This is a genomic window from Delftia sp. DS1230, assembly GCF_040112715.1.
Taxonomy (GTDB): domain Bacteria; phylum Pseudomonadota; class Gammaproteobacteria; order Burkholderiales; family Burkholderiaceae_C; genus Comamonas; species Comamonas tsuruhatensis.
The window spans coordinates 4,691,879-4,716,727 of sequence record NZ_CP157763.1 but is presented as its reverse complement, the minus strand read 5'-3'; the positions used below and the strand labels follow the sequence as shown (position 1 = coordinate 4,716,727).

Genomic DNA, 24,849 nt, shown 5'->3' with positions numbered 1-24,849 from the left:
GCAGCAGCGGCTCAGCGTCCGTGCGCTGCTTACAGCTCGGTGCGCAGCGCCCAGATTTCGGGGAACAGCACCACGTCCAGCATCTTGCGCAGGTAGCTGACGCCGCCGGTGCCGCCCGTGCCGCGCTTGAAGCCGATGACGCGCTCCACAGTCGTCAGATGGCGGAAGCGCCACAGGCGGAAGGCGTCCTCGATGTCGGCCAGCTTTTCGCCGAGCTGGTACAGGTCCCAGTGCTGGTGGGGATCGCGGTAGACCGTGATCCAGGCCTGCTTGACGCCTTCGCTGGCCTCGTAGGGCTGGGTCCAGTCGCGCTCCAGCCGGTCGGCGGGCACCTCGATGCCCTCGCGCGCCAGCAGTTGCAGGGACACGTCGTAGAGCGAGGGCGAGCGCCATGCCGCCTCCACCTGGGCCAGCAGGTCGGGCCGGTGGGCATGGGGCTGGAGCATGGCGGCATTCTTGTTGCCCAGCGAGAACTCGATGCAGCGGTACTGGTAGCTCTGGAAGCCGCTGGAGTTGGCCAGGTAGGGACGCATGGCCGTGTACTCGGGCGGCGTCATGGTGGACAGCACGGTCCAGGCGCTGACCAGTTGCTCCATGATGCGGCTGACGCGGGCCAGCATCTTGAAGGCGTCGGCGCGCGTGCCGCTGACGATGGCGGCCGTGGCGGCGCGGACCTCGTGCAGCATCAGCTTCATCCACAGCTCGCTGGTCTGGTGCTGGATGATGAACAGCATCTCGTCATGCGCGGGCGACAGCGGGTGCTGGGCCGTGAGGATCTGGTCCAGGTGCAGGTAGTCGCCATAGCTCATGGACTGGCTGAAGTCCAACTGGGCGCGCTCCTCTTTGACGATGGATTCGGTGCGGCCGGGGCTGTTCATGGGACAGCCGGAGTGTTCGGTGGTCATGTGGGAGTCTCGCAAGTCTCGATGCGGAAAATGCAGGGCGCAGCGTAACCGAATCCCGCGCAGCAATCCTGCGGCTTGCAAGAAGCGGGATGCGCGTACGCGCCGGGCTGCGTAGAGTAGGGCATCCGATGATCCTGAAAGACATGCCGTGTCCCACCAAGCCATGAATCAAGCCAGCGATGCCCCTGCCAACCCCGCTGCCCTGGTGGCCCGATGCTGCCGCTGGCTGGAGGCCGAGGAGCCGCCCCCCGCCCTGGGCGCGCTGGCAGAACGCTCGGGGCTGAGCCCCTGGCAGCTGCACCGATTGTTCAAGCAGGCCACGGGCCTCACGCCCAAGGCCTATGCCAAGGCGCACCGCGCGCGTGCGCTGCGCCAGGCGCTGCAGCCAGGCCAGAGCGACTCGGTCACCGATGCCGCCTACCTCAGCGGCTATGCGGCCAGCAGCAGTTTCTACCGCGATGCAGGCGCCATGCTGGGCATGGCGCCCGGTGACTACCGGCGCGGCGGCATGCGCCAGACCATCCGCTTTGCGGTGGCCGAATGCACGCTGGGCAGCATCCTGGTGGCCAGCACCGATCGCGGCGTGTGCTGCGTGCTGCTGGGCGACGATGCCGAGGCCCTGGTCCAGGACCTGCAGCAGCGCTTTCCGCTGGCCGAACTGGTGGGCGGCGATGCCGGATTCGAGCACACCGTGGCCCAGGTCGTGGCCCTGGTCGAGCAGCCGCGCCGGGGCCTGGCACTACCGCTGGATGTGCAGGGCACGGCCTTCCAGCAGCGCGTATGGCAGGCGCTGTGCGCCATTCCCGCCGGGCAGACGCTGAGCTATTCGGAACTGGCCCTGCGCCTGGGCATGCCCACGGGTGCCCGGGCCGTGGCCAGCGCCGTCGCGGCCAACCCCATTGCCGTGGCCGTGCCCTGCCACCGCGTGGTGCGCAACGACGGCAGCATCTCCGGCTACCGCTGGGGCGTGGAGCGCAAGCGCGCCTTGCTGCTGCGCGAGGCGCGCCAGGCGCAGGAGGCGTCTGGCAAGGACGCTGGGCACGCACCGCTGCGCCAGGCAGGAAGCGCATGAGCGGGCAAGGACAAGGGCCAGGGCAAGGGCGTGGCACCGGCCAGACCTATCAGGCGCAGCAGCAACTGACGCTGCCGGCCGGCTACCGCATGACCGAGTTCTGGGGCTTTCACCGGCGCGATGCCCAGCGCCTGTCCGAATGCGATCTGCAGGATGGCGGCACCATCCGCATGCACAAGGGCCTGATGTGGAAAGGCCTTCCCACGCTGCTCACCCTGGAGCTGACGCCGCAGTGCGAAGAGGCGGCCGTGGTCCAGGCCCGATGGCGCCTGCCCGCCGGTGCAGGCGCAATCACCGGCATGGACGATGTGCTGGCCGCCATGCTGCGGCGCATGTTCGGACTGTCCCAGGATGTGGGGGAGTTCGAGCGCCGCTTTGGCCGCCATGAGCGGCTGGGACCGCTGCTGGCGCGCCAGCGGGGCCTGCATGTGCCCGCGGCCTGCACGCCCTGGGAGGCGCTGAGCTGGGCCGTCACCGGGCAGCAGATCAGCGTGGCGGCAGCCGTGTCGCTGCGCCGCCGCCTGATCGCTGCAGCCGGCCAGCCGGTGGCGCTGCACGATGGCCATGCCGACGCGCCGCAGCAGCTGTGGTGCATGCCGGAGGCCGCGCAGGTGGCGCAGCTGAGCGAGGACGACTTGCGCGCGGCCGGCTTTTCCCGGAGCAAGACCCATACGCTGCGCCTGCTGGCGCATGCCGTGCAGGCGGGCGAACTGCCGCTGGACGATTGGGCCGCCATGCCCGAGCTGCCCGCCAGCGAGATCAGCCGGCGGCTGCTGGCCCTCAAGGGCGTCGGCCCGTGGACCGTGAACTACATGCTGCTGCGCGGCTATGGCCACCTGGACGGCCCGTTGCACGGCGATGTGGCCGTGCGCCGCGCCCTGGCGCGGCTGCTGGAGACGGAATCCGTGGACGCCGCGCAGACCGAGTTGTGGCTGCGGGACTTCGCGCCCTGGCGCGCCCTGGTCGCGGCCCATCTCTGGGCCTCGCTGTCGTCCACGGCGTTCTGAAGGGCTGGCTCCAGGCTTCAGGTCACCGCATTGACGCGGTTGAACTCCGGCTTGCGCCATTCGCCCGATTCCAGCACCTGGCGCAGATGCTCCACGGCATGCCAGACATCTTCGAATCCCACGTACAGCGGCGTGAAGCCGAAGCGCAGGATGTCCTTGTGAAGGCCCGTGCCGTCGCCCTTGCGGAAGTCGCCGATCACGCCGCGCGCGATCAGCGCCTGCACGATGGCATAGGCGCCGCTGTCCTTGCCGTCCACGCCCAGCCCTTCCTCGCGCGTGAGGCAGACCTGGGAGCCGCGCCGGCCGTGCTCGCGCGGCGTGGCCAGGCCCAGGCCGTGGCCCTGGCAGCGTTCCTCGACCAGGGCGATGAACAGGTCGGTCAGCGCCAGCGACTTGTTGCGCAGCGCGTCCATGCCGCCCAGCGGCTCCACGGCCGTGAACACGTCCAGGCCGCACTGCAGCACGCTCAGGCTGACCATGGGCTGGGTGCCGCACAGGTAGCGCTGTATGCCCTGGGCCGGGTGGTAGTCCGGCACGAACTTGAAAGGCTCGGCATGGCCGAACCAGCCCGACAGCGGCTGCCAGAAGCGGTTGATCAGGCGTGGATGGGCCCAGACAAAGGCCGGCGCACCGGGGCCGCCGTTGAGGTACTTGTAGCTGCAGCCGATGGCGAAGTCTGCATTCGCTCCCTTGAGATCGACAGGCACGGCGCCCGCGCTGTGGCACAGGTCCCAGACGCAGAGAATGCCCTTGCCCTGCGCGGCAGCCGTCACGGCAGCCATGTCGTGCATGGCGCCCGTGCGGTAGTTCACATGGGTGAGCATGCAGATGGCGACCTCGTCGGTCAGCGCATCGGCAATCTCCTCGGGTTCGAGCAGCACCAGCTCCAGGCCGTATTCCTGGCAGACCGACTGGGCGATGTAGAGGTCGGTGGGGAAGTTGCTGCGCTCGCTGATCAGGCGCTTGCGCTGCGGCGCGTCCTCGCGCGCGATGCGGGCCGCCGCCGTCAGCACCTTGTAGAGGTTGATGGAGGCCGTGTCGGTGAACACCAGCTCGCCCGCGCCCACGCCCAGCCAGGGGGCGAACTGGTCGCCCAGGCGCTGGGGCAGGCTGATCCAGCCGGCGTCGTTCCACGAGCGGATCAGGCCCTGGGCCCATTCCTGCTGCACCACCTCGGCCACGCGCGCGGCGGCGGCGCGGGGGCTGGCGCCCAGCGAATTGCCGTCAAGGTAGATCACGCCTTCGGGCAGCGTGAATTGGTCGCGCAGGGCGCGCAGCGGGTCTTGCGCATCGAGGGTGAGGCAGTCTTGCAGGCTCGTCACGGGGTCTCCTTGGGTATGGAAAAGGCGAAAGGCGAAAGGTGCGGCCCGGGAATCAGGCCAGGGCACGCAGCACGGCGCGCACGGGCGAGGCATCGGCCTCGACCAGCTTGAGCGGCAGGGCGATGAGCTCGTAGTCGCCCTCGGGCACCTCGTCCAGCACGAGGTTCTCCAGCACGCGCAGGCCGCGCCGGCGGATCACCTGGTGGCTGTCCAGGCTCTTGCTGCTGGCCGGGTCGATGCTGGCCGTGTCTATGCCGATGAGCCTGACGCCCAGGTCGGCCAGGCGTTCTACCGTAGCTGGTGCATAGGCTGCCAGTTCCTGGTCCCAGGTGGTGGGGGCGCGCTCGTAGGTGCGCACCAGCACGCGTGCCGGAAGATGCTCCACGGCGTGGGCGATGTGCTCCCATTCGACCAGCGGTCCCTTGCCGATGGCGTGGATCACGCGGCAGGGGCCGAGGAAGGCGTCCAGGTCCACATGGCCGATGCTGGCGCCGTCCGCGTCATAGTGCAGCGGTGCATCGGCATGCGCTCCCACATGGGGCGACAGCGTGATGGCGCTGACATTGACCGGGCAGCCCGGCCCGATGGTGGCGCACCATTGCTGGCTGTAGGCCGTGTCGCCGGGAAAGACGGGGCTGGCGGCCTGCACGGCCGGGGAGATGTCCCAGAGTCTGCGGGTCATGGTTTCACTCCTTCGGGGCGGTTCGGGCGGCCTGTGCGCGCGGCCGGTACCACAGCGCATACACCAGGGCCAGCAGGCCCAGGAAGGGCAGGCCCGTGAGCAGCGTCATGTGGAAGACCTCGGTGAAATAGGTGGTGACGATCACGCCCAGCATCAGCGTGGCGCCGGCCAGCGTGAACAGCGGATAGCCCCACATGCGGAACTGCAGGCGCTGGCCCGGATGCTCGCGCGACCAGCGCGCGCGGAAAAACAGATGGGTCACGAAGATCATGAACCAGGTGAACATGGCGCCGAACATGGACACGGACATCATCCACAGCAGCGAGCCTTCGGGCTTCCACAGGTTCACGGCCACGGCCACGGCAATGCCCAGGCAGGAGATGGCAATCGCCGCCACGGGCACGCCGCGGCTGTTCAGCCGCCCGAACACCGAGGGCGCATAGCCGCCGCGCGACAGGCTGAACATCATGCGCGAGGTCACATACAGCTGGCTGTTCATGGCCGACAGCGCGGCCACCAGCACCACGAAGTTGATGATGCTGGCAGCGCCCGGGATGCCGATGATCTCCATCACCTTCACGAAGGGGCTCTTGTCCGTGCCGGCCTGCTGCCAGGGCACGATGGCCAGCATCAGCGCCAGCGTCAGCAGGTAGAAGATCACCAGGCGCGCCATGGTGGTGCGAAAGGCCCGGGTGATGGCGCGCTTGGGGTCCTCGGCCTCGCCGGCCGCCACGGCCACGGCCTCCAGGCTCAGGTAGCTGAAGATGGCGATGATCACGGCCACCCAGGTGCCCCACAGGCCCTTGGGGAAGAAGCCGCCATCGGCCGTGTAGTTGAAAAAGCCGATGCCCTGGGGCTGCGAGCCGAACACCACCCAGGCGCCGATCAGGATGAAGGCCACGATGGCGATGATCTTGACCATGGAAAAGCCGTACTCCACCTGGCCGAAGGCCTTGACGCTGCTGGCGTTGACGGCCACCAGCGCGCCCGAGAACACCACCACCCAGATCCAGCGCGGCACGTCGGGGAACCAGTAGCCCATGTAGATGCCGATGGCCGTCACCTCCATGCCCACGGCCAGCACCACGGCGGCCCAGTAGGCATAGCGGACCATGAAGCCGGCCATCGGGCTGATGTAGTGCTCGGCATAGGCGCCGAACGAGCCCGAGGTCGGATGGGCCACCGTCATCTCTGCCAGGCAGCCCATGAGCAGCAGCGAGATCAGCGCGCCGATGGCGTAGCTGACCAGCACGCTGGGGCCGGCGAATCCGATGGCGAAGGCGCTGCCCATGAAAAGGCCGGTGCCGATGGCGCCTCCGATGGCGATCATCACCATCTGGGCGGCGGACAGCTGCTGGCGCAGGCCGGTTTCTCGTTGCTGAATGTCTTGGAAGGCGGCCATGGTGCGCGGCGGTTGGGGGCTGAAAGCGGAAGGCGTAAGTATCTGCGCTTTCACCGCCGGCCCCGGGCTGGCCGCTGCAAAACCATGGGAGGGTCCGGCTCAGGCTCCGCGTGCGTAGCAGCCCGGCGTCAGCGCATGGTGGGCCTTGAAGGCGCGCTGCAGGTGGGCCTGGTCGGCAAAGCCCATGGCATAGGCCGCATCGGACAGCGCCGCCCCCGTGGCCAGCAGGCGGCGCGCGCCGTTGATGCGCAGGTTCAGGCGGTAGCTGCCGGGCGTCATGCCCGTGGCCGCCTTGAAGCGGCGGATGAAGCGCGTGGCGCTCATGCCGCATTCCTGGGCCAGGGACTGCACGGTCAGGCCTGCATCGGGTCCTGCATGCAGGCGCTGCAGCGCGGGGGCCAGGGCCGCCGCATCGCCGGGCAGGGGTAAGGCTGCGGGCTGGGCACAGCGGTCCAGCAGGTGCTCCAGGCCCAGGGCCAGGCGGTCGGCGGCGGCCGCGCCATCGACGGGGCGGCACAGGCCATCCACCAGGCGGGCGATGTCCGCATCCGTGAGCGTGCGCCGGGGAAAGCGCAGCGCGGCCACGCCCAGCCGCGCGTGCAGCCAGTCGGCATCGACAAACAGCATGCGGTAGGACCATGGCGCGCCGGGGTCGGGATTGCAGGCATGCCAGGCGCCGGGCTCGATCAGCACCACGCCGCCCGCCTCCACAGGCTGCGGGCCGTGGGCATGGTGGAACACGGTGCGGCCCGCGTCCACGATGCCGATCGAGTACTCGGCATGCATGTGCAGCCGAAAGCAATGCGGCGAGCGCGCGCTGTCGCGCAGCTCGGCCCAGGGAGCGGCCGGATGGCGGTGGAATCGGTGGGGAGAGGCTGAAGTCATGGCGGCCAGCCATCATGCCAGCATGGCCGCCACGCTGGCGACCAGCAGCAGGGCCAGCAGGCGGTGGAACAGGCGCTGGCGGCGTTCGGTGCGCAGCCAGCCCGAAAGCAGCTGCCCCAGCAGCGCCCAGCTGCCGACCCCCACCAGGCAGGCCAGCAGCGAGATGGCGCAAAACTGCAGCAGCGCCCACGGCGCATTCGCATGGGGCAGCACGAACAGGCCCACGCCGGCCAGCGCCACCAGCCAGGCCTTGGGGTTGAGCGTCTGCACGGCCGTGCCCTGCAACAGCGCTTGCAGCAAGGCCTGCAGCGTGCGCTGCGATCCGGCCTGCTGCTGCGCACCGGCCTGGCCCACAGGTGCGTTGGCCAGCCGCCAGGCCAGCCACAGCAGATAGGCGGCGCACAGCCACTGTGCGGCCGCAGACAGTTGCGGCAGCGTCTGCAGCAGCCACTGTGCGCCCTGGCCCATGACCCAGACCACGGCCGCATAGCTGGCGCTGGCGCCCAGCACATAGGCTGCAGAGACCAGGCGCGAGCGCGCTGCGCCGTGGCGCAGGGCCAGCACATTGACGGGGCCGGGCGTGATGGCACCCACGAGGGTGAAGACGCCCATGGCGAGCAGCGAGGAGGACATGAGATTTCGCGCGGACGCAGGACTGCACAAGGCACGCAGTCTCGTCCCGCACGCCGCCCCTGTATTGAACGCAATTGCGGGGCGCCGGCATGTCCGTCACAGCCTCTAGGGGAGCATGGCGTAGGCCACGATCTCCAGCTTCATGCCCGGCACCACCAGCGCCGAAATCCCCATGCTGGAGCGGTTGGGATAGGGCGCCTCGAAGAACTCGCGGTACACGGCGTCGATGGCCGGCATGTCGGCCACGTCGGTCATGTAGATCAGCACCTGGGTCACATGCGCCAGCGTGCCGCCTGCGGCCTGCAGCGCGTTGCGCAGGTTGGTGAAGGTCAGGCGCGCCTGCTGTTCGATGGGGCCGGTGTCGATGCTGCCGTCGGGCCGCACGGGGCCGTGGGCCGTGAACAGCATCTGGCCGCTGGCCTTGACGGCCCAGGAGAAGGGCTGCTTGAGCGGCGGCAGTCCCACGTCGATGATTTGCTTCATGGTGTCTTGGTTCTTGGTGGTTGTTGTCAGGCGGAAGGCCTTACAGCGCGGTTCTCACGGACCAGATTTCGGGGAACAGCACCACGTCCAGCATCTTGCGCAGATAGCTGACGCCGCCCGTGCCGCCCGTGCCGCGCTTGAAGCCGATGACGCGCTCCACCGTGGTCACATGGCGAAAGCGCCACAGGCGGAAGGCGTCCTCGATGTCGGCCAGCTTTTCGCCGAGCTGGTACAGGTCCCAGTGCGACTGCGGGTCGCGGTAGACCTGGGCCCAGGCAGCCTCGACCTCGGGGCTGGCCGTGTAGGGCAGGGTCCAGTCGCGTTCCAGGTGCCCGGCAGGAATGGCCAACCCCTGGCGTGCCAGCAGGCGCAGGGCCTCGTCATAGAGCGAGGGCGAGCGCCATGCCGCCTCCACCTGGGCCAGCAGATCGGGCCGGTGGGCATGGGGCTGGAGCATGGCGGCATTCTTGTTGCCCAGCGCGAACTCGATGCAGCGGTACTGGTAGCTCTGGAAGCCGCTGGAGCTGGCGAGATACGGGCGCATGGCCGTGTACTCGGTAGGCGTCATGGTGGCCAGCACGGACCAGGCGCCTACCAGCTGCTCCATGATGCGGCTCACGCGGGCCAGCATCTTGAAGGCGTCGGCATGGCGGTCGGCCGCCACGGCGGCCGTGGCCGCGCCCAGCTCGTGCAGCATCAGCTTCATCCACAGCTCGCTGGTCTGGTGCTGGATGATGAACAGCAGCTCGTCATGCGTGGGCGACAGTAGTTGCTGTGCGCCCAGGATGGCGTCCAGCTGCAGGTAGTCGCCATAGCTCATGGACTGGCTGAAATCCAGCTGCGCCCTTTCCTCGGCGACGATGCGCTCGGTCAGGCCGCCATGGACGGGGCAGCCGCTCATTGCGGCGACTCCAGCACCGTGGCAATGGCGTCGGCCACGTACTGCACGTTGGCGCCGGACAGGCCCGACATGCACATGCGGCCCGAGCGGATCAGGTACACGCCGTGCTCGTCGCGCAGGCGGTGGACCTGGGGCTCGCTGATGCCGGTGTAGCTGAACATGCCGCGCTGGGTCAGCAGGAAGCCGAAGTCGCGCCGCCCGCCAAAGCGTTCATGCAGCGCGCCGTGCAGCTGGGCGCGCATGTCCTTGATGCGCCCGCGCATCTGCGCCAGCTCCTGCGCCCATTGGGCGCTCAGCTCGGGCGATGCCAGCACCTGCTGCACCAGGCGTGCGCCACGGGTGGGTGGCGAGGAATAGTTGCTGCGCACCGTGGCCTTGAGCTGGCCCAGCACATTGCCGGCCGTGGACGCGTCGTTGCAGACCACGCTGAGGCCGCCCACGCGTTCGCCATACAGCGAGAAGTTCTTGGAAAACGAATTGGCCACGAAGGCCTGGGCGCCCGCGTCGGCCAGGGCGCGCACGGACCAGGCGTCTTCATCGAGCCCATCGCCAAAGCCCTGGTAGGCCATGTCCACGAAGGGGATCAGGCCGCGCTCCACGATCACCGGGATCAGTTGCTGCCACTGCTCGCGCGACAGGTCCACGCCCGTGGGGTTGTGGCAGCTGGCATGCAGCAGCACCACGCTGCCCGAGGGCAGTTCGCGCAGCGTCTGCAGCATGGCGTCGAAGCGCAGGCTGCCCGTGGCCGCGTCGTAGTAGGGATAGCTGTGGGTGCGCAGTCCCGCGCCCTGGAAGATGGCCAGGTGGTTGTCCCAGGTGGGATCGCTGAGCCAGACCTCGGCGCCGGGGAAATAGTGCTGGATGAAGTCCGCGCCCAGCTTGAGCGCGCCCGAGCCGCCCAGGGTCTGCACGGTGGCGATGCGCTGACTGCGCACGGCCTCATGACCAGCGCCGAACACCAGGTCCTGCACCAGCTGGCGGTAGGGAGCAATGCCTTCGATGGGCAGGTAGCCGCTGGGGCTTTGCTCGCGGGCCAGGGCATCGCCAGCCTGGCGCACGCAGTCCAGCACGGGCAGGCGGCCGGCCTCGTCGAAATACAGGCCGATGCTCAGGCTGACCTTGTCGGCGCGTGGGTCCTGCTGGAAGGCCTCCATCAGCGACAGGATGGGATCTCCGGGGTAGGGCGGGACGTGGCTGAACATCGAGGCGCGGGCGGTATCGAGGGGGGCAAGAGTCGTCATGTGTCTAAGGCAGAGAGAGAAACGGGAGGCCGGATGTCACCGGGCGGGAACCTGGGCTTGGGTGGATGTTGGGGTCTGGGTTGGGGTTGGGGGCTGAGGGGAGGGCTGGCCGGCCGGCCGGCGATACCAGATGGCGTAGACGGCGGCCAGCAGCAGCAAAAAGGGCAGGCCCGTGAGCACGGTCAGGCGGAACACGTCGGTGAACAGCGTGGACACCAGGGCGGCCAGCATCAGCGCCGCGCCCAGCAGCGTCAGCACCGGAAAGCCCCACATGCGAAAGGCCAGCGGCTTGTTGCCCTGGCGCACCCAGTGGATGCGGAAGAACAGGTGGGTCACGAAAATCATGAACCACGTGAACATGGCGCCGAACATGGCCACGGCCATCATCAGCATGAAGGACTGCTCGGGATTGATGATGTTGAACAGGGTGGCCACGGCAATGCCCAGGCACGACAGCAGCAGCGCCGGCAGCGGCACGCCGCGCGAGTTCACGCGGCCCAGCATGGCGGGCGCATGGCCGGCGCGCGAGAGGCTGAACATCATGCGGGTGGTGATGTACAGCTGGCTGTTCATGGCCGACAGGGCGGCCACCAGCACCACGAAATTGACCACGCTGGCCGCGCCGGGCAGGCCGATGATCTCCATCACCTTGACGAAGGGGCTGCCCTCCTTGCCGGCGGCCGACCACGGCACGATGGCCAGCATCAGCGCGATCGTGGCCAGGTAGAACACCACCAGGCGCACCATGGTGGAGCGGAAGGCGCTGGTGACGGCGCGCTGCGGGTCCTTGGCCTCGCCGGCGGCCACCGCGATCATCTCGATGCTCAGGTAGCTGAAGATGGCGATGATCACGCCCACCCAGGTCCCCCACAGGCCGTTGGGGAAGAAGCCGCCGTTGTTGACGTAGTTGGCAAAGCCCACGCCGTCCGGACGGGCGCCGAACACCACCCAGGCGCCGACCACGATGAAGGCCGCGATGGCGATGATCTTGATCATGGAGAAGCTGTACTCCACTGCGCCGAAGGCCTTGACGCTCATCATGTTCACGCCGATGAGCGCGCCCGAGAAGATCACCACCCAGGCCCAGCGCGGCACCTCGGGGAACCAGTAGCCCATGTACAGGCCCACGGCCGTCACCTCGGTGCCCACGGCCAGCACCACGCAGGCCCAGTAGGCATAGCGGACCATGAAGCCGGCCATCGGGCTGATGTAGTGCTCGGCATAGGCGCCGAACGAGCCCGAGGTCGGGTGGGCCACCGTCATCTCGGCCAGGCAGCCCATGAGCAGCAGCGAGATCACTGCGCCGATGGCATAGCTGATCAGCACGCTGGGCCCGGCAAAGCCGATGGCAAAGCCGCTGCCCAGGAACAGGCCGGTGCCGACGGCACCGCCGATGGCGATCATGGTCATCTGTCCGGCGGACAGCTGCTGTTTGAGTCCGGCTTCGCGCTGGACGATGTCTTCGAAGGCTGGCATGGGTTGTTGTCTCCGTTGCTGTGGGGGGCTTCGGAGGCGGATGCTATGGACGGCCTTCGCGGGACGTTTAGTAGTTATCCCTAAATCGACTTGATCTTGGATAAGTTATTCTGTGAAACATGAATTCATAGGTGATTTATGCCAATCGACATCGACAGAACGGACCGGCTGCTGATCCGCGCCCTGCAGGACAACGCGCGGCTGACCTCGGGTGAGCTGGCGCAGCGTGTGCATTTGTCGCAGTCACCGTCATGGCGGCGCATCAAGCGGCTGGAGGATGAGGGCGTGATCACCGGCTACCACGCCGCGCTGAGCCGGCGCGCCATAGGCTTTGGCGTGCTGGCCTTCGTGATGGTGGGCATAGATCACCAGAACGAGGAGTCCTCGCGCCATTTCCAGGAAGCGGTCTGCGCCATTCCCGAGGTCGTGATGTTCCATGGCATCTCGGGGCCGGAGGACTTCCTGCTGGTCGTCGTGGCGCGCGATCTCGACGCCTATTCCGATCTGCTGCTCAGCCGCCTGCACCGGCTGCCCGGCGTGCGCCAGGTGCACACGCATTTCTCGCTGCAGGAATTCAAGGGACAGCTGGCGGGGCTGCCGGTGGAATGACGGCTGGTGGCGCCTGGCAGGCTGCTAGAGCAGGCCGCTGTCCAGCGCCTGCATGCCATGGCGCACGCGCACGCGGTTGCAGGCATCGCTGCCGGCGGCGAACTCGCGGCAGGGCGAGGGGCGCCATTCATAGATGCCGCAATGGGCCTTCTCGCCCACCTTGCCGACCAGGGCCGCGCAGCGGGGACGCGCCCAGTCGGTTCCGCGCATGCGGCAGGTGTGGTCGGTGACTTCCTCGGCCAGCCCGGCTGGCACGCGGCCGCCCTGCGCCTGCGACTCGTGCACGGAAAAGTCCACGCGAAACGATGCGCAGCAGGCGCCGCAGCTCAGGCAGGGATGGGTCATGGCGTGGGGAGGGGAGTGCGCAAAGGCCGTGTCGGCGTCGGCCGCCATTGTGCCGCGCGCCGCCCGCCTGGGCCCGCCAGGGGGCAAAGCCGGGAGCGCAAAACCCTGTCCCGCACTCCGATACCATGCGCGGTCCCGCCGCCCGGGTTCGATCAAAATCAAAATGAGAATAAAAATCAATTGATACAACACGCCATGCATTCGATGAACCCCGCGACGGACGCTGCGGCTCCGTCCACGCTGTCCGCGCCTCCCATGTCCTCCTCTGCTGCCGTTGCCGCCGTTGCTGCCACCACGGCCATCACCCTTGATGCCCTGCCCCGCCAGGTATCGGCGCGCGTGGTCGAGCTCCATGCCGCACGCGATGCCAGCGAGCAGGAACTGCTGCTGCGGCTCATGGAGATCGGCTTTCTGCCCGGCGAGCCCGTGCGCATCCTGGCCGCGGGCTTTCCGGGCGACGACCCGCTGGCCGTGCGCGTGGGCCAGACCACATTCGCTTTGCGCCGCCATGAGGCGGCCCTGGTGCGCGTGGCGCCGGAGGCGGTGGCATGAGCGCGTCGTCCTCTCCCAAACTCATTCAGCCGCTGCAGCCTGCCCAGGGCGGCGGCGGCAGCGGTGATTCCGCACTGCGCCTGGCCCTGCTGGGCAATCCCAACTGCGGCAAGACGGCGCTGTTCAACCTGCTGACCGGCGCACGCCAGAAGGTGGCCAACTACGCGGGCGTGACCGTTGAGCGCAAGGAAGGCTGGCTGAGCACGGCCAGCGGCCGGCGCGTGCGCGTGCTGGACCTGCCGGGCACCTACAGCCTGCATGCGCACAGCGAGGATGAGCGCATCACGCGCGACATCGTCTCGGGTCGCCATGCGCGCGAGGCGCCGCCCGAACTGCTGGTCTGCGTCACCGACGCCACCCATCTGCGCCTGAACCTGCGCCTGGTGCTGGAGGCCCAGCGCCTGGGCCTGCCCATGCTGCTGGTGCTCAACATGAGCGACATGGCCAGGCGCCAGGGCATCGATATCGACCGCGAGGCGCTGTCACGCGCCCTGGGCATGCCCGTGCTGTCCACGGTGGGCGTGCGCCAGGACGGCGCGCGCGAACTGCTGCAATGGCTGGACGGCCCCGAAGCCCGCGCCCTGGCGGCGCCGCAGCTGCAGGCCCCGGCCCGCCCGGGCGATGCGCGCGAGCAGGTGCTGGCCCTGCACCAGCAGGTGGCCCGCATCATGGCCGACTGCGTCAAGGAGCCCGTGGTGGATACCCGGCGCGACGACCGCATCGACGCCGTGGTGCTGCACCCGCTGTGGGGCATGCTGCTGCTGGCGGCCACGCTGTTCCTGATGTTCCAGGCCGTGTTCAGCTGGGCACAGCCGCTGATGGATGGCATCGAGGGCGGCGTTTCGGCCGTCTCGGCCCTGGTCAACGAGCACATGCCCGAAGGCGCGCTGCGCAGCCTGCTGGCCGATGGCGTGATCGCCGGCACGGGCGCCGTGCTGGTCTTCCTGCCGCAGATCCTGATCCTGTTCCTGTTCATCCTTGCACTCGAGGATTCGGGCTACCTGCCGCGTGCCGCCTTTTTGCTGGACCGCATCATGGGCAAGGTCGGCCTGTCGGGCCGCTCCTTCATTCCGCTGCTGTCCAGCTTCGCCTGCGCCGTGCCCGGCATCATGGCCACGCGCTCCATCACCAGCTGGCGCGACCGCCTGGTGACCATCATGATCGCGCCGCTGATGACCTGCTCGGCGCGCCTGCCGGTCTATGCGCTGCTGATCAGCGCCTTCATTCCCGAGCGCACGGTGGGCGGCATCTTCAATTTGCAGGGCCTGGTGCTGTTCGCGCTGTACGTGGCCGGCATCGCCAGTGCCATGGCCGTGGCCGGCGTGGCCAAGCTGGTGGGCCGCAGCGCCGGCCCCACGCCGCTGCTGATGGAGCTGCCCTCCTACCGCTGGCCCAGCCCGCGCAGCCTGGCCCTGGGCCTGTACGAGCGCGCCATGATCTTCCTGCGCCGCGTCGGCGGCATCATCCTGACCGTGAGCATCGTGCTGTGGTTCCTGGCCAGCTACCCGGCGCCGCCCGATGGCGTCACCGAAGCGGCCATCCGCTACAGCTTTGCAGGCCGCATCGGCGGCTGGCTGGAGGTGGTGCTGGCGCCGATCGGCTTCAACTGGCAGATCGCCATCGCCCTGGTGCCCGGCATGGCTGCGCGCGAAGTGGCCGTCAGTGCCATGGGCACGGTCTATGCACTGTCCGCTGCCAGCGACGAGGCCATGGCCGAGCAGCTGGGGCCGCTGATCGCCCATACCTGGTCCCTGGCCACGGCGCTGTCGCTGCTGGCCTGGTTCGTGTTCGCGCCCCAGTGCATTTCCACGCTGGCGGCCGTGCGGCGCGAGACCAATGGCTGGCGCTATCCGCTGCTGATGACGGGCTACCTGTTCGCGCTGGCCTACCTGGCCAGCTTCATCACCTACCGCGTGGCCCTCGCGCTGGGCGCGGGCTGAGGAGGGCCTTGAGCATGTGGCAAAACATCATCGTGGGCGTGATCGTGGTGGTGGCGGCCGTGTCCCTGGTCTGGCGCTACCTGCCGGCAAGTTGGCGGCTGAAGGCCGGTCAGCTGCATCCGTCGCTGGCGCCCAAGGACGGGGGAGGCTGTGGCGGCTGCAGCGCCTGCGGCGGAGACAGCTGCGCACCGGACAGGCGCCAGCCATAGCGCCAGATCGGTCGCCAGGCCGGTCGCCGGGCCGCCGGCCGGTTGCACGCTCAGGCAGCGGCCAGCCAGATGCGGGCGCCGTCATCCAGCGCAGGCAGGCCATGCGCCAGGCGCGCAGCGTTGCAGCGGTCCGTGCCCATCTCGAATTCCCGGCAGGTCGATGAGCGCTGCTCGTAGATGCTGCATGCCACCTGTTCGCCGCAGCGGCCCGTGAGGGCCTTGCAGCGCACGGGGCGGCGCTCGGTGCCGTTCATGCGCCAGCGGTTGCCGTGGACCTCATGGGCCAGTTCATCGGGAACGGTGCCGCCCATGGAGCGCAGCTCGTAGACGGAAAATTCGACACGGAAGTGTTCGCAGCAGACGCCGCAGTTCAGGCAGGGATGCAGGGCTTCGGACATGGAAGTTCTTCTTCGGGAGACAGCAGGGCACGCACAGGCTTGCCGCGCCCGGTGCCCGGGGCGGCGCATAAGGCTGGGAAGAGGGGGTGCGGCCCTAGGTATGGCCCTGGAGGAACTTCAGATAGAAGGTGTGGATGCGCACGAACAGCGCACGCACCCGGGCCGCGAAATGCCGGCGCGGCCCGAAGAACGAGGGCACGCGCGTATGGCGTGCAATGTGCGGATGGCGCAATGCGCAGCCGCCCAACGGAAACACCGCCTGGGGGCGCTTGGCCTGCAGGCGGTGTCTGGAGTGTTCGTGGCTCAGGTGCATGGGTGTGAGGGAATGCGCCTGGGCCAAAGGAGTGGGCGTGATCAGCCCGGCTGGCGGCCCAGCAGCAGGTACTCCATCAGTGCCTTTTGCACGTGCATCCGGTTCTCTGCCTCATCCCAGACCACGGACTGCGGCCCGTCGATGACCTCGGCCTGCACTTCCTCGCCACGGTGGGCGGGCAGGCAGTGCATGAACAGGGCGTCGGCACGCGCGGCGGCCATCATCTCGGCATCCACGCACCAGTCGGCGAAGGCCTTCTTGCGGGCCTCGTTCTCGGCCTCGTAGCCCATGCTGGTCCACACGTCGGTGGTCACCAGGTCGGTGCCCTTGCAGGCATCCAGCGGGTCCTTGAAGACCTTGTAGCAGCCCTCGCGCGGCGCCTTGCCGCCAAAGGCCAGCTTCTCGTCCACCTCGTACCCGCCCGGCGTGCTGACGTGGACGGTGAAGCCCAGCAGGTCGGCAGCCTGCAGCCAGGTGTTGGCCATGTTGTTGCCGTCGCCGACCCAGGCGACAGTCTTGCCCTGGATCGAGCCGCGGTGCTCGATGAAGGTGAAGATGTCGGCCAGGATCTGGCAGGGGTGGAACTCGTTGGTCAGGCCGTTGATGACGGGCACGCGCGAGTACTCGGCAAAGCGCACGATCTTGTCCTGGCCGTAGGTGCGGATCATCACCAGGTCGGTCATGCGGCTGATGACGCGCGCGCTGTCCTCGATGGGCTCGGCGCGGCCCAGTTGGCTGTCGCCCGTGGTCAGGTGGACCACCGAGCCGCCGAGCTGGTACATGCCGGCCTCGAAGCTCACGCGGGTGCGCGTGCTGGCCTTCTCGAAGATCATGGCCAGCGTGCGGTCGCTGAGCGTGTGGTGCTTTTCGTAGTTCTTGAACTTCTTCTTGATCAGGGCCGCGCGCTCGAGCACATAGGCGTACTCGTCGGCCGTGAAGTCGGAAAACTGCAGATAGTGCTTGATGGCAGTCATAGGCAGGTCCTCATTCGGACAGGAATTGCACGATCAGGGGCTTGAGCTTGGCGACCACTTCGTCGGCCTCGGCCTCGGTCATGATCAGCGGCGGCACCAGGCGCACCACGGTGTCGGCGGTCACGCTGAACAGCAGGCCGGCTTCGGCGCCACGGCCCAGCAGGGCGCCGCAGGGCTTGTTCAGCTCGATGCCGATGATCAGGCCCTGGCCGCGCACATCGACCACGCCCTTGACGTCGGCCAGCTCCTTTTGCAGCGTGGACTTCAGGCGGTCTCCCACCTTGGTGGCATGGGCCAGCAGGCCGTCTTCTTCCATGATGCGGATGGTTTCGATGCCCGCACGCATGGCCAGCGGATTGCCGCCGAAGGTGGAGCCGTGGTTGCCCGGCTGCAGCACGGTGGCCGCCTTGCCATGGGCGACGACGGCGCCGATGGGCACGCCCGAGCCCAGGCCCTTGGCCAGGGTCATCACGTCGGGGACGATGCCGGCCCACTGGTGGGCGAACCACTTGCCCGTGCGGCCCATGCCTGCCTGGACTTCGTCGAACATCATCAGCCAGCCGTTGGCATCGCACAGGGCGCGCACCTGCTGCATGTACTCGATGCGCATGGGGTGCAGGCCGCCTTCGCCCTGGATGGGCTCCATCATCACGGCAACCACGTCGGGGTTGCCGGCCGTGGCCTGCTGCAGCGCCTCGAAGTCATTGACCGGCACGCGCAGGAAGCCGTCGAGCAGCGGGCCGAAGCCGTCGCGCACCTTGGGGTTGCCCGTGGCCGTCATGGTGGCGATGGAGCGGCCGTGGAAGGCATGCTCGTAGACCACGATCACCGGCTTGGCGATGCCCTTGTCCACGCCGTACTTGCGCGCGATCTTGATGGCGGCCTCGTTGGCCTCCAGGCCCGTGCTGCAGAAGAAGACATTGGTCATCTTCGCGCGCTCGGTCAGCAGCTTGGCCAGCGTTTCCTGGCCGGGCACATGGTAGTAGTTGGAGGTGTGGATGAGCTTGGCCACCTGGTCCTGCAGCGCAGGCACCAGCTTGGGGTGGTTGTGGCCCAGCGTATTCACGGCAATGCCGCCCAGCGCATCGAGGTACTGCTTGCCGTTGACGTCCCACACGCGGCAGCCCTGGCCTCGCTCCAGAGCGATCGGTACGCGGCCATAGGTGTTCATCACGTGGGGCGAGGCAGCCTCGATGAAAGCGGTCATTGCAAAAATCTCCTGAGCTGGAAAGTAAACGGCATCCGGGCGTTGCCGCCGCAGATGCCTGAAAAACAGCGAAGCCCGATTCTAGGGGCCGCGCAATGGCCTACCGTTGCGGTTTGCGCATCACAGCCATGCAATGAACCTACGCCACACTTGGTTAGTGCGCTGCACAACGGTCCAGCTCTTATATAAGAGATAAAATGCCTGCTTGGCCTGCCGGCAGCGATCCTGTCTGCGGGCTCTGGCTTTTTTGAAGGACTTGCGCAAACAGGAAGTGGCAAGGTGCTGGGCCCCTTGGCAAGCCGCCTGTTTTGCTCCTTGTTGCGCAAGTCGTATTTTGGTGCGCATCCTGATGGTCTCTCCCTCCAGCAAAGAACTGTTCATCCAGGGCATCACCCACGAAGGCAAGACTTTCCGGCCCAGCGACTGGGCCGAGCGGCTGGCAGGCGTCATGAGCCAGTTCCGCCCCGGTGGTGCCCAGCGCGGCAGCCACCTGAGCTACTCGCCCTGGTGTGTTCCCACAACGCTCAACGGCGTCAAGTGCGTGGTCGTGCATCGCGACCTGCGCGACTACGAGCCCATGGCCTGGGATTTCTGCCTGAATTTCGCCAAGGACAACAACCTGCAGGTTGCCGAAGCCTGCCTGATACCGGACGAGCCGGCCCGCTGAGGCCGGCTTCTTTTTTTGCGGGGCCGGTTCCCGCCCGATGTGAAGCGCGCCTGGGGTGCGTTTTTTTTCGGCTGCGCTTTGCTGGAGCCGGGCTTTTCCTTCGGTGCGATGCGGACGGCGGCGCCTTTGTCCAGGCACAAAAAAACCGCCCGAAGGCGGTTTTCTCGTTCGCTGACAGCGCACCCGTTACAAACGGCAGATGGCCGGGGCCATCCGTGCGGTTGCCTAAGTGGATTAGGCGGCGGGGGCTGCCAGGGCCTTGACCTTGGCGGACAGGCGGCTCTTGTCGCGAGCGGCCTTGTTCTTGTGGAAGATGCCCTTGTCGGCGATCGTGTCCAGAACGGATTGGGCTGCGGCAAACAGTTCGGTTGCCTTGGCCTTGTCGCCAGTCAGAACGGCCTTCTCGACCTTCTTGACGGCGGTGCGGTACTTGGAACGCAGCGAAGTGTTGGCTGCGTTGAGCTTGACGTCCTGGCGGGCGCGCTTGCGGCCGGATGCCAGGCGGGGGTTCTTCTTTACGGGCTTGGATGCCATGATATGTATTCCTAGTGTCTGAGGATGTTGTCGGCGAAGCGTGGGATTATAGCATGCAGTCCCTTCAGGGCCTGTGGGCCCCAGGCCGCGCAATCGGGCCTGTTGCAACGGAGTGCAAGAGCCGTCCGGCCCGCCCTGGCACGCAACTGCGGTGGCCGTGCCAGCGCATACACTCCCCACGGTGTCACTGTTCAAAGCCGCCTCCACCGTTTCCCTGCTGACGCTGGCCTCCCGTATCACCGGGCTGGTGCGCGATCTGCTCATGGCCTCCATGTTCGGAGCCAATGCGCTGACCGATGCGTTCAATGTCGCGTTCAGGATTCCCAATCTCTTCCGGCGCCTGTTCGCCGAAGGCGCCTTCAGCCAGGCCTTTGTGCCGGTGCTAGCCGCCAGCAAGGCCAAGGAGGGGGAGGAGGCCACGCGCAGGCTGATCTCCCATGTGGCCACGCTGCTGTTCTGGGTGCTGCTCGTGACCTGCGTGCTGGGCGTGGTCGGCGCGCCACTGCTGGTCTGGCTGCTGGCCAGCGGCCTGCGCCAGTCGCCCGAAGGCTATGACGCAGCCGTGCTGATGACGCGCTGGATGTTCCCCTACATCGGCTTCATGTCGCTGGTGGCGCTGTCGTCCGGCGTGCTCAATACCTGGCGGCGCTTTGCCGTCTCGGCCGCCACGCCCGTGCTGCTGAACCTGGCCATGATTGCCGCCGCCTTCTGGGGTGCACCCTGGCTGCAGGCGCGCGGCATAGAGCCCATCTATGCCATGGCCGGCGGTGTGATGCTGGGCGGCGTGCTGCAGCTGGCGGTACAGCTGCCGGCGCTGGCAGGCCTGGGCCTGCTGCCGCGCATCGGGTTTTCTCCAGCCGCCTTGCGCCAGGCTTGGCAAGAGGCCGGCGTGCGCCGCATCCTCAGGCTGATGGCGCCGGCGCTGCTGGGCGTGGGCGTGGCCCAGGTCTCGCTGATGATCAACACCCAGATCGCCTCCTATCTGCAGCCGGGCAGCGTGACCTGGCTGTTCTATGCTGACCGGCTCATGGAGTTTCCGACGGCGCTGCTGGGCGTGGCGCTGGGCGTGGTGCTTACGCCCCAGCTGGCCGCGGCCAAGGCGGCCGACGACTCGGAGCGCTACTCGGCCATGCTGGACTGGGGGCTGCGCCTGGTGGTGCTGTTTTCCGTGCCCTGCGCGGTGGGGCTGCTCACTTTCGCCGAGCCGCTCGTGGCCACGCTGTTCCACCGTGGCGCGCTGCAGGACAGCGATGTGGGCCAGATCGCGCTGGCGCTGGTGGGCTACGGCGCCGGCCTGGTGGGCCTGGTGGCCATCAAGGTGCTGGCGCCCGGCTACTACGCAAGCCAGGACATCCGCACGCCCGTCAAGATCGCCATCGTGGTGCTGATCATCACCCAGCTGCTCAACCTGGTGCTGGTGCCCTTCATGGCGCATACGGGTCTGGCGCTGTCCATCGGCCTGGCGGCCCTGGTCAATGCGGGCTGGCTGCTGTGGGGGCTGCTGCGCCGGGGCGTCTACCGTCCCAAGCCCGGCTGGGGGCGGCTGGCCTTGCAGGTGATTGCGGCCAGCAGTCTGCTGGCCGTGCTGCTGACCTGGGGAAGCCAGCATTTCGACTGGATTGCGCTGCGTGCCAACGGATGGCAGCGCGTGGGCCTGCTTGCCGGCCTGATGGCGGCCTCGGCCCTGCTGTACTTTGGCGCGCTGTGGGCAGCCGGGCTCAAGCTGCGGGCACTGCTGCGGCGCTAGCCCGAACCCGCATAATTGCAGGCCTGGGCGCTGCAAATTCACAAGGCATCATGAGCTGGAGCTACGACGACACGCCAACGGCCCTGCAATACTTTGCAGCGCTGGTGCAAAGCGATGAACACCTGCCGCTGATGGAGGCGGCAATCAGCATCGCCCAGGATGCCGTGCCCGATCTCGACCTGCAGGCGGCCAGCGCCGAACTGGACCGGCTGCAGGTGCGCCTGGTCCAGCGCCTGGCCGGCGAAACCGATCCGCTGCAGTGCCTGCGCGGACTCAACCAGTTCTTCTACGGCGAGCTGGGCTTTGGCGGCAATCTCAACGACTACTACGACCCCGCCAACAGCTACATCCACCATGTGCTGCAGACGCGGCGCGGCATTCCCATCAGTGTGGCGCTGATCTGGCTGGAGCTGGCTGCGGCCATCGATCTGCCGGCGCAGGGCGTGAGCTTTCCCGGCCATTTCCTGGTCAAGATGCGCCTGCCCCAGGGGCAGGTGGTGATGGACCCGTTGAGTGGCGAGTCCTTTTCTGCCAACAGCCTGGCCGAGCGGCTGGAGCCCTTCTGGCAGAGCGCGGGCCTGTCGGCCGAAGAGGCCGCTCCGCTGGGCATGTACCTGCAGGGCGCCTCGCCGCGCGACGTTCTGGAGCGCATGCTGCGCAACCTGCAGGAAATCCACCATGCCCGGCGCGACTGGCCGCTGCTGGTGGCCGTGCTCAACCGGCTGGCCGTGCTGCGGCCCGACATGCCCGAGATCCTGCGGGACCGGGGGCTGGCCTATGCGCAATGGGGGGTGACCGAGCGTGCGCTTGAAGACCTGGAGCGCTTCCTGCAGTCCCAGCAGGGCGCGCAGGCCGTGGCCGTGCGCGAGGTGATCCGGCGGCTGAGAGGGCTGTAGCCGCCCGCGCGTGGGCTGATCAGACCAGCCGGACGGCTTCCAGCTCTTTCTTGAGATAGGCGTAGAACAGCGGAGCGGCCACCAGGCCTGCAGGGCCGAACACCGATTCGGCCACGAACATCACCGCCAGCAGCTCCCATACGCCCATGTGCGTGCGCTGGCCCACGACCTTGGCGTTGATCACGTACTCGGCCTTGTGGATCAGGATCAGAAAGCCCAGGCAGGCGGCGGCGGCCACAGGGGACACCGACAGGCCCACAATGGTGATCACCGCATTGCACAGCAGGTTGCCCACGATGGGCACCAGGCCTGCAATGAAGGTCAGCGTGATCAGGGCTGGCGTGTAGGGCAGGGTCAGGTTCCAGTGCGGCAGCACGCCCAGAAGGAAGATGGCCGTCAGGAAGGTATTGAAGGCCGCAATCCAGAACTGGGCCGCCACGATCTGGCGGAAGGCCAGTCCCATGAGCCGGATGCGCTCGCGCAGCGCTGCCACCAGGGGCGGGCGGCGCGTGACCATGGGCCGCACGGCGGCCAGGGCGCCGATGATCAGGCCCACGTAGGCATAGAGCAGGCCGGTGAGCCAGGCGCGGCCCGCATGGGCCAGGGCGCCGGCCTTGGCGGCCAGGTAGCTGGCCAGCAGGTGCTGGATTTCCTGTGCGCCGTCCGGCAGCTGGTCGGCCATGTCGGCCGGCAGCTTGTCACGCAGCTCCAGCACCGTGTGCGCCAGATAGTCGAGCAGCTCGCGGTACTGCTGCGGCGCGTCGGTGATGTAGGTGCGCGTGTGCGACAGCGCGCCGCTGAGCAGGGCCAGCGGCGCAAGAATGACGATGGTGGCTGCCACCAGTTGTGTCCAGCGCGGCAGCGAGCCGCGCCGGGACTTGGGCTGGGCGCGTGACAGCAGCCCGGCAAGCGCGCGCGTGACCAGAAAGCCCACGCAGACGCACAGCATGCCCGGCAGCAGCCCCTGCCACATGATCAGCAGCAGGGCGCCGGCCATCAGCACATAGCTGGACAGCGTCACGCCGCGCGTGGGCGCGGGCTGCGGGGAGATGATGGGCGAGGGCAGGTGCTGGGTCATGCGCTGCGGGCCCGTGGTCAGCGGACCTCGACAGGCTCGCCCTCGCCGCGTGCGGCGATGCGTCCGATGGTGTGGACCGTCTCGCCCAGCTTCGCGAGCGTGGCGGCCGTGGCTTCGGCAGCCTCGGCGGGCACGACAACGACCATGCCGATGCCGTTGTTGAAGGTGCGGTTCATTTCCACGGCGTCGATGCCGGCCGTCTTCTGCAGCCAGGCGAACAGCTCGGTCTGGGGCCAGCTGCCGGCATCCAGGTGGGCGGCCAGGCCTTCGGGCAGCACGCGGGGGATGTTCTCCAGCAGGCCGCCGCCCGTGATGTGGGCCAGCGCCTTGATGGGGTGCTGCTCCAGCGCCGCCAGCACGTTCTTCACGTACAGGCGCGTGGGTTCCATGATGGCCTGCTTGAACGGCTTGCCGTCCAGCGTTTCGGGCAGGCTGCCCTGGCTTTCGGCGCGCTCGATGCACTTGCGCACCAGGGAGAAACCGTTGGAGTGCACGCCGGCCGAGGCCAGTCCCAGCACCACGTCGCCAGCAGCCACGCTCTGGCCCGTGAGGATCTTGGACTTTTCGACGGCGCCGACGGCAAAGCCGGCCAGATCGTATTCGCCGGCCGGGTACATGCCGGGCATTTCGGCGGTTTCACCGCCGATCAGTGCGCAGCCCGACAGCTCGCAGCCGCGCGCAATGCCGCCGACCACGGCAGCGGCCGTGTCCACGTCCAGCTTGCCGCAGGCGAAGTAGTCGAGGAAGAACAGGGGCTCGGCGCCCTGGACCAGCACGTCGTTGACGCTCATGGCCACCAGGTCGATGCCGACGGTGTCGTGCATGTTCCACTCGAAGGCCAGCTTGAGCTTGGTGCCCACGCCGTCGGTGCCCGAGACCAGCACGGGCTCCTTGTAGCGCTTGGGCACCTCGAACAGTGCGCCGAAGCCTCCGATGCCGGCCATCACGCCTTCGCGCATGGTCTTCTTGGCCAGCGGCTTGATGCGCTCGACCAGCGCGTCGCCAGCGACGATGTCGACGCCGGCGTCTTTGTAGGAGATCGGGGTAGAGGAGGGGGCAGAAGAGCTCATGGATGGGTACGGTGCGGTAGGCCCGAGGCCGGGCTGGAACCCCGGGATTCTACGGCGCCGGCCGCCGGCAGGCGCGCGCGCCAGTGGGCTTCGAGGGGGCTTTCGTTGCACAAGCGGGCCGGCTGCCGCCGTGCCGTGCGCCGCGCAGACTAAAATCCCTGTTGCGCCCGGGAACGCCCCGGCGTCGCCCGCCTTGCCGCAGCGCTGCGGCAGGGCGGGCCTGTCTTTGCTATCAACCCAATGCCGTTGCCGATTCCTTTGCCTGCTTTTGCCGCATGGACCCGCCTGGACACAGGAAAGG

Annotated in this window: 27 protein-coding genes; 9 read left to right on the top strand and 18 right to left on the bottom strand. The window is 67.9% G+C overall.

Annotated features, from left to right (window positions below):
• Positions 1–29: 29 nt before the first annotated feature.
• Positions 30–905 carry a tryptophan 2,3-dioxygenase gene (kynA, locus tag AAN986_RS21270; protein ID WP_349335475.1) on the bottom strand — a complete coding sequence of 292 codons (876 nt, stop codon included), beginning with the start codon at positions 903–905 and terminating at the stop codon, positions 30–32.
• 163 nt (positions 906–1,068) lie between these two features.
• On the opposite strand from kynA (AAN986_RS21270), the gene ada reads away from it, so the two are divergent.
• Both ada and AAN986_RS21260 read left to right on the top strand, forming a co-directional pair.
• Positions 1,069–1,977 carry a bifunctional DNA-binding transcriptional regulator/O6-methylguanine-DNA methyltransferase Ada gene (gene ada, locus AAN986_RS21265; protein WP_052862653.1) on the top strand — a complete coding sequence of 303 codons (909 nt, stop codon included), beginning with the start codon at positions 1,069–1,071 and terminating at the stop codon, positions 1,975–1,977.
• Positions 1,974–2,984, top strand: a complete 1,011-nt coding sequence (locus tag AAN986_RS21260) for a DNA-3-methyladenine glycosylase (RefSeq protein WP_047217804.1) — start codon at positions 1,974–1,976, stop codon at positions 2,982–2,984. Before ada ends, AAN986_RS21260 begins: the two co-directional genes overlap by 4 nt.
• Positions 2,985–3,001: 17 nt before the next feature.
• Here AAN986_RS21260 and kynU read toward each other — a convergent pair whose 3' ends face one another.
• The 9 genes from kynU to AAN986_RS21215 form a co-directional block, all read right to left on the bottom strand.
• Positions 3,002–4,306, bottom strand: coding sequence for a kynureninase (gene kynU, locus AAN986_RS21255; RefSeq protein WP_016452599.1), 1,305 nt, complete (start codon positions 4,304–4,306; stop codon positions 3,002–3,004).
• Between the two features lie 52 nt (positions 4,307–4,358).
• Positions 4,359–4,988: an arylformamidase gene (gene kynB / locus AAN986_RS21250; protein WP_047217803.1), complete on the bottom strand. Its 630-nt coding sequence runs from the start codon at positions 4,986–4,988 to the stop codon at positions 4,359–4,361.
• Positions 4,989–4,992: 4 nt separating this feature from the next.
• Positions 4,993–6,390, bottom strand: coding sequence for an amino acid permease (locus AAN986_RS21245; protein ID WP_349335474.1), 1,398 nt, complete (start codon positions 6,388–6,390; stop codon positions 4,993–4,995).
• Between the two features lie 99 nt (positions 6,391–6,489).
• A complete protein-coding gene (locus AAN986_RS21240; protein ID WP_016448995.1) occupies positions 6,490–7,275 on the bottom strand; it encodes an AraC family transcriptional regulator in 786 nt (261 codons plus the stop codon).
• Positions 7,276–7,287: 12 nt separating this feature from the next.
• Positions 7,288–7,908, bottom strand: coding sequence for a LysE family translocator (locus tag AAN986_RS21235; protein WP_034365336.1), 621 nt, complete (start codon positions 7,906–7,908; stop codon positions 7,288–7,290).
• Positions 7,909–8,013: 105 nt separating this feature from the next.
• The gene (locus tag AAN986_RS21230; RefSeq protein WP_013803668.1) at positions 8,014–8,391 is read right to left on the bottom strand and encodes a RidA family protein; all 378 of its coding nucleotides are present in this window, start codon (positions 8,389–8,391) and stop codon (positions 8,014–8,016) included.
• A gap of 40 nt (positions 8,392–8,431) precedes the next feature.
• Entirely contained in the window at positions 8,432–9,292 is an 861-nt protein-coding gene (gene kynA, locus AAN986_RS21225; protein WP_016448994.1) for a tryptophan 2,3-dioxygenase, read from the bottom strand.
• The gene (locus tag AAN986_RS21220) at positions 9,289–10,494 is read right to left on the bottom strand and encodes an amino acid aminotransferase (RefSeq protein WP_206424518.1); all 1,206 of its coding nucleotides are present in this window, start codon (positions 10,492–10,494) and stop codon (positions 9,289–9,291) included. Before AAN986_RS21220 ends, kynA (AAN986_RS21225) begins: the two co-directional genes overlap by 4 nt.
• Before the next feature lie 75 nt (positions 10,495–10,569).
• Entirely contained in the window at positions 10,570–12,009 is a 1,440-nt protein-coding gene (locus tag AAN986_RS21215) for an amino acid permease (RefSeq protein ID WP_047217801.1), read from the bottom strand.
• A gap of 138 nt (positions 12,010–12,147) precedes the next feature.
• Here AAN986_RS21215 and AAN986_RS21210 point away from each other — a divergent pair, with 138 nt between their 5' ends.
• Positions 12,148–12,618, top strand: coding sequence for an Lrp/AsnC family transcriptional regulator (locus AAN986_RS21210; protein ID WP_016448991.1), 471 nt, complete (start codon positions 12,148–12,150; stop codon positions 12,616–12,618).
• A gap of 24 nt (positions 12,619–12,642) precedes the next feature.
• Here the strand turns inward: AAN986_RS21210 and AAN986_RS21205 are convergent, their stop codons facing one another.
• The gene (locus AAN986_RS21205; RefSeq protein ID WP_026062772.1) at positions 12,643–12,963 is read right to left on the bottom strand and encodes a YkgJ family cysteine cluster protein; all 321 of its coding nucleotides are present in this window, start codon (positions 12,961–12,963) and stop codon (positions 12,643–12,645) included.
• Positions 12,964–13,158: 195 nt separating this feature from the next.
• On the opposite strand from AAN986_RS21205, the gene AAN986_RS21200 reads away from it, so the two are divergent.
• Genes AAN986_RS21200 through AAN986_RS21190 form a run of 3 tightly spaced genes read left to right on the top strand, consistent with a single transcriptional unit; the run spans position 13,159 to position 15,664 of the window.
• Positions 13,159–13,515 carry a FeoA family protein gene (locus tag AAN986_RS21200; protein WP_016448989.1) on the top strand — a complete coding sequence of 119 codons (357 nt, stop codon included), beginning with the start codon at positions 13,159–13,161 and terminating at the stop codon, positions 13,513–13,515.
• Positions 13,512–15,455 (top strand): ferrous iron transporter B, encoded by a 1,944-nt coding sequence (locus AAN986_RS21195; RefSeq protein ID WP_016448988.1) that lies wholly within the window; start codon positions 13,512–13,514, stop codon positions 15,453–15,455. The genes AAN986_RS21200 and AAN986_RS21195 overlap by 4 nt, the downstream gene beginning before the upstream one ends.
• Before the next feature lie 14 nt (positions 15,456–15,469).
• Positions 15,470–15,664, top strand: a complete 195-nt coding sequence (locus AAN986_RS21190) for a hypothetical protein (protein WP_034365348.1) — start codon at positions 15,470–15,472, stop codon at positions 15,662–15,664.
• A 50-nt stretch (positions 15,665–15,714) separates the two neighbouring features.
• Here the strand turns inward: AAN986_RS21190 and AAN986_RS21185 are convergent, their stop codons facing one another.
• From AAN986_RS21185 to AAN986_RS21170, 4 genes are all read right to left on the bottom strand, one after another.
• Positions 15,715–16,062: a YkgJ family cysteine cluster protein gene (locus AAN986_RS21185; RefSeq protein WP_047217800.1), complete on the bottom strand. Its 348-nt coding sequence runs from the start codon at positions 16,060–16,062 to the stop codon at positions 15,715–15,717.
• Positions 16,063–16,156: 94 nt separating this feature from the next.
• Positions 16,157–16,375 (bottom strand): hypothetical protein, encoded by a 219-nt coding sequence (locus tag AAN986_RS21180; protein ID WP_016448985.1) that lies wholly within the window; start codon positions 16,373–16,375, stop codon positions 16,157–16,159.
• Positions 16,376–16,416: 41 nt separating this feature from the next.
• Positions 16,417–17,349, bottom strand: a complete 933-nt coding sequence (argF, locus tag AAN986_RS21175; protein ID WP_047217799.1) for an ornithine carbamoyltransferase — start codon at positions 17,347–17,349, stop codon at positions 16,417–16,419.
• A 10-nt stretch (positions 17,350–17,359) separates the two neighbouring features.
• Complete coding sequence (locus tag AAN986_RS21170; RefSeq protein ID WP_016448983.1) at positions 17,360–18,556, bottom strand: aspartate aminotransferase family protein; 1,197 nt, start codon at positions 18,554–18,556, stop codon at positions 17,360–17,362.
• Positions 18,557–18,905: 349 nt separating this feature from the next.
• On the opposite strand from AAN986_RS21170, the gene AAN986_RS21165 reads away from it, so the two are divergent.
• Positions 18,906–19,223, top strand: coding sequence for a DUF3579 domain-containing protein (locus AAN986_RS21165; RefSeq protein WP_012204103.1), 318 nt, complete (start codon positions 18,906–18,908; stop codon positions 19,221–19,223).
• A gap of 234 nt (positions 19,224–19,457) precedes the next feature.
• Here the strand turns inward: AAN986_RS21165 and rpsT are convergent, their stop codons facing one another.
• Positions 19,458–19,760: a 30S ribosomal protein S20 gene (gene rpsT / locus AAN986_RS21160; protein ID WP_026062774.1), complete on the bottom strand. Its 303-nt coding sequence runs from the start codon at positions 19,758–19,760 to the stop codon at positions 19,458–19,460.
• A gap of 178 nt (positions 19,761–19,938) precedes the next feature.
• Between rpsT and murJ the strand changes: the two genes are divergently transcribed.
• Positions 19,939–21,504, top strand: a complete 1,566-nt coding sequence (gene murJ, locus AAN986_RS21155) for a murein biosynthesis integral membrane protein MurJ (RefSeq protein ID WP_016452589.1) — start codon at positions 19,939–19,941, stop codon at positions 21,502–21,504.
• A gap of 50 nt (positions 21,505–21,554) precedes the next feature.
• Positions 21,555–22,400, top strand: a complete 846-nt coding sequence (locus AAN986_RS21150; RefSeq protein WP_016448980.1) for a tetratricopeptide repeat protein — start codon at positions 21,555–21,557, stop codon at positions 22,398–22,400.
• Between the two features lie 19 nt (positions 22,401–22,419).
• Here the strand turns inward: AAN986_RS21150 and AAN986_RS21145 are convergent, their stop codons facing one another.
• Positions 22,420–23,478, bottom strand: a complete 1,059-nt coding sequence (locus AAN986_RS21145; RefSeq protein WP_016448979.1) for an AI-2E family transporter — start codon at positions 23,476–23,478, stop codon at positions 22,420–22,422.
• A gap of 17 nt (positions 23,479–23,495) precedes the next feature.
• Positions 23,496–24,548 carry a phosphoribosylformylglycinamidine cyclo-ligase gene (gene purM / locus AAN986_RS21140; protein ID WP_016452588.1) on the bottom strand — a complete coding sequence of 351 codons (1,053 nt, stop codon included), beginning with the start codon at positions 24,546–24,548 and terminating at the stop codon, positions 23,496–23,498.
• Positions 24,549–24,849: the final 301 nt, after the last annotated feature.